The 2,891-nt window shown below is 68.9% G+C and carries 3 protein-coding genes; all 3 read left to right on the forward strand.

Annotation, left to right across the window (positions count from 1 at the left end; translation table 11 throughout):
• The first annotated feature begins 498 nt into the window (after positions 1-498).
• Positions 499-993: a Pycsar system effector family protein gene (locus B9O00_RS31940; RefSeq protein ID WP_143596444.1), complete on the forward strand. Its 495-nt coding sequence runs from the start codon at positions 499-501 to the stop codon at positions 991-993.
• Positions 994-1,121: 128 nt separating this feature from the next.
• Entirely contained in the window at positions 1,122-1,598 is a 477-nt protein-coding gene (locus tag B9O00_RS31945; RefSeq protein WP_085127489.1) for a DUF302 domain-containing protein, read from the forward strand.
• A gap of 89 nt (positions 1,599-1,687) precedes the next feature.
• Entirely contained in the window at positions 1,688-2,854 is a 1,167-nt protein-coding gene (locus B9O00_RS31950; protein ID WP_159460393.1) for a YeeE/YedE family protein, read from the forward strand.
• Positions 2,855-2,891: the final 37 nt, after the last annotated feature.

Below are 2,891 nucleotides of genomic sequence, written 5' to 3' on the forward strand. Positions count from 1 at the left end.
GGCCGCAGCGAGTACCAGGCCTACGAGGGCGCCGCCAGCTACGCCCTCGGCCCGGGCATCACGGCGATCGGCTCCGTCACCTACCAGAACCTCGACGCGGACAGCGGCCAGAGCAGTCGAAGCTGGGCCGCCGTGACCGGCTTCAAGCTGACCTTCTAGCTCCCGGCAAGCCGCGAGGACTATGGCGCCCCGATTGACTCGACCGGGTCGCGCAGGTTCGGACAAAGGAGGCGAACCGTGATACCAGGCGAGTCAACGCCGGACGAGATGGCCCCCTCTCGCGCCGGCGAGCGGCCCGCGGTCCCCGCCCGCGGGCCGCTCTCTCGAGGTCGGGCCTCGAGCGTTTGCTCTTGCTCCTGTCCACTCGACGAGCGCATCGGCTCGACGGAGAAGCGACGGTCGCGCCTTCGGCCGGTCGTCTCATCCGCGGCCCATTGCCGAGGCCATTCTCTCGAGGCAGGAGATCGGCGAGATCGACAGGTACCAGCTATGGAGCAAATGGACCTCTTGGAGCGCGGGCGGTTCGCCGACTTCCTGCACCAGTCGCTCAACCACAACATCGCTCTCGCCGACCGGAAGGCCAGTATCGTCTTCACGCTGGCCACGGCGGTCATCGTCTTCGTCCTTCAGCGTGACCCCGCCCTGCTCCGCGGCGCAGCGGGCATCGCCGTGCAAGCGAGCTGGATCTGCGTGCTGCTCGTTCTCCTGGCCTCTGCCGCAACGGCGTTCGGCGTCGTCTTCCCGCGCATCCACCGGCGGCGCAACGGACTCCTTTTCTGGTCGAACGTCGCCGGTTGCGAGAGCGCTGCCGCCTATGCCGCAGGCGTCACTGGACATTCGAACGACGCGTTGCTGGCCGCGAAGTTCGAGCACTGCCATGCGCTCGCGAGGATCTGCCGGGCGAAATACCGGCTGCTGCGGATCTCCATGACCATCGCCGCCCTGGGCCTGGCAGGCTTCGTGACCGTCAGCACCGTGAGCGCGTTGTCGTAGCGGGCCGTACCGTAGCGGCACGCAGCACCCGAAGCGGGAGTTCAAATGGCGGTGACTTGCGAGCGAGCCGACTGCAGGAGGCGATGCGACCGCGCTAAGATCGATGGCCGGTGCAACAGGAGGTCCCGATGCGCACTCTATGGCTTCTGTCGATCCTGTCGGTCCTGGGAATGTTCGCGGCGGCCCCTGCCCGTGCGGCAGACGAGAGCCCCTTGCCGGGCACGGTCGTGATCGCTTCGCCCTACCGCTTCGAAGAGCTCTCCGAGCGTCTTCGTCGTGCCGTCGACGACAACGGCTTCTTCGTCGTCACCCAGGCCAGCGCGTCTGCCGGCGCCGCCAAGCGCGGCGTCGCTATTCCCGGCAATCTCGTCGTCGGCGTATTCCGCAACGACTACGCGGTCAGAATGCTCGAGGCGTCCAAGGCGGCCGGTATCGAGGCACCGCTCCGCTTCTACGTGACCGAGAATTCTGACAGCAAGGCGACGTTGACCTACCGCCGACCGAGCGTGGTCTTCGCGCCCTACGGTTCCCGGGCCCTGGACGACATGGCCCTGGAGCTCGATCCGATCTGGGCGCGCATCGCGGAGGCGGCAACCGCCCCCTAGTACCCACGATCATGACGGATCGACTTCACCTGTCGCAGCCTGTCGCGGAGACCAGTAGCACGCGTCGGCTCATTGTCTTGGCGGCAGGTGTGGCGCTGTTCGTCTTCGGGCTCTCCGAGGCCGCCGGCGCGAGCTCCCGGATGGCCGCGGTGTTCCTGGTTGGCGCCGCGCTGGGCGCCGTCCTATTGAGCACGACCTTCGGCTTTGCCGGCGCATACCGGCGCTTCCTTCTGCTCGGCGACGGGCGCGGGATCGGCGCACAGCTCCTGATGATCGCCCTTGGCACGGCCCTCATAGCCCCGACCCTGGCATTGGCACCGCGGCTCGGCCTCGACCTGGCTGCCGCCGGCGCCCCCCTCGGCGTCCAGGTCCTGGTCGGCGCGGCCTTGTTCGGCGTCGGCATGCAGCTCGGCGGCGGCTGCGCCTCCGGAACCCTGTTCGCGCTCGGCGCCGGAAGGCTTTCCCTGCTCGCGACTCTGCTGGCCTTCTGTACAGGCGCCTTCGTCGCCAGCCTGCACCTGGACCGCTGGACCGCGCTGCCGCGCCTTCCGGAAACGCTTCTGAGCGACCGGCTCGGCTGGCCCGCCGCTGTGGTCCTGCAGCTGTTCGTGATCTGTGGCCTCTACCTGGCCCTGTGCCGCCTGCACCGCGCCCCGGCACCGCCGGCGGACGGCGAAGCCATGCGAGTTCCCGCTCGCCTGCGCATCGGCCCCAGGCTGGCCTGGGGCGCGGCCGCGCTGGCCGTCTTGAACTGGCTGACGCTCCTCGTCGCCGGCCATCCCTGGGCCGTCACCTGGGGCCTCACGCTATGGGGTGCGAAGCTGGCGACGGCGGTCGGCTGGTCGCCGCCCGCCACGTCCCTCTGGGCGTCCGGCTATCCCGCTCGCGCTTTGCACGGCGGCCTGTTCGCCGATACCGTGTCGACGATGGACTTCGCGGTCGTCTCGGGGGCGCTCCTGGCATCCGCGATCGCGGGCCGCTTCCGCCCGACGGCGCGGCTATCGGCACGTTCGCTCGCGGCAGCTGTCGCGGGCGGCCTGCTCATGGGATATGGAGCGAGAATCGCCTTCGGCTGCAACATCGGCGCCTTCTTCTCCGGTGTCAGCTCGACGAGCCTGCATGGCTGGGCATGGATCGTGGCGGCTCTGGCCGGGAACTGGCTGGGCGTGCGCCTGAGACCGTGGTTCGGCCTAGATGTCCGTACGCCTCCGGTGAGAGCCGCCTTGCGGGATAGCGGGATCGTGGGAAGGTCCTAGGGGTAATCCTAGGAGTAGCCCTATGACGATACCGCGG

It is taken from the genome of Tistlia consotensis USBA 355 (assembly GCF_900177295.1).
GTDB lineage: Bacteria > Pseudomonadota > Alphaproteobacteria > Kiloniellales > DSM-21159 > Tistlia > Tistlia consotensis.

Bases quoted from the DNA above. Each gene is read 5' to 3' on its own strand.
- B9O00_RS31940 (WP_143596444.1), top strand. From the start codon at position 499: ATGGACCTCTTGGAGCGCGGGCGGTTCGCCGACTTCCTGCACCAGTCG.
- B9O00_RS31945 (WP_085127489.1), top strand. From the start codon at position 1,122: ATGCGCACTCTATGGCTTCTGTCGATCCTGTCGGTCCTGGGAATGTTC.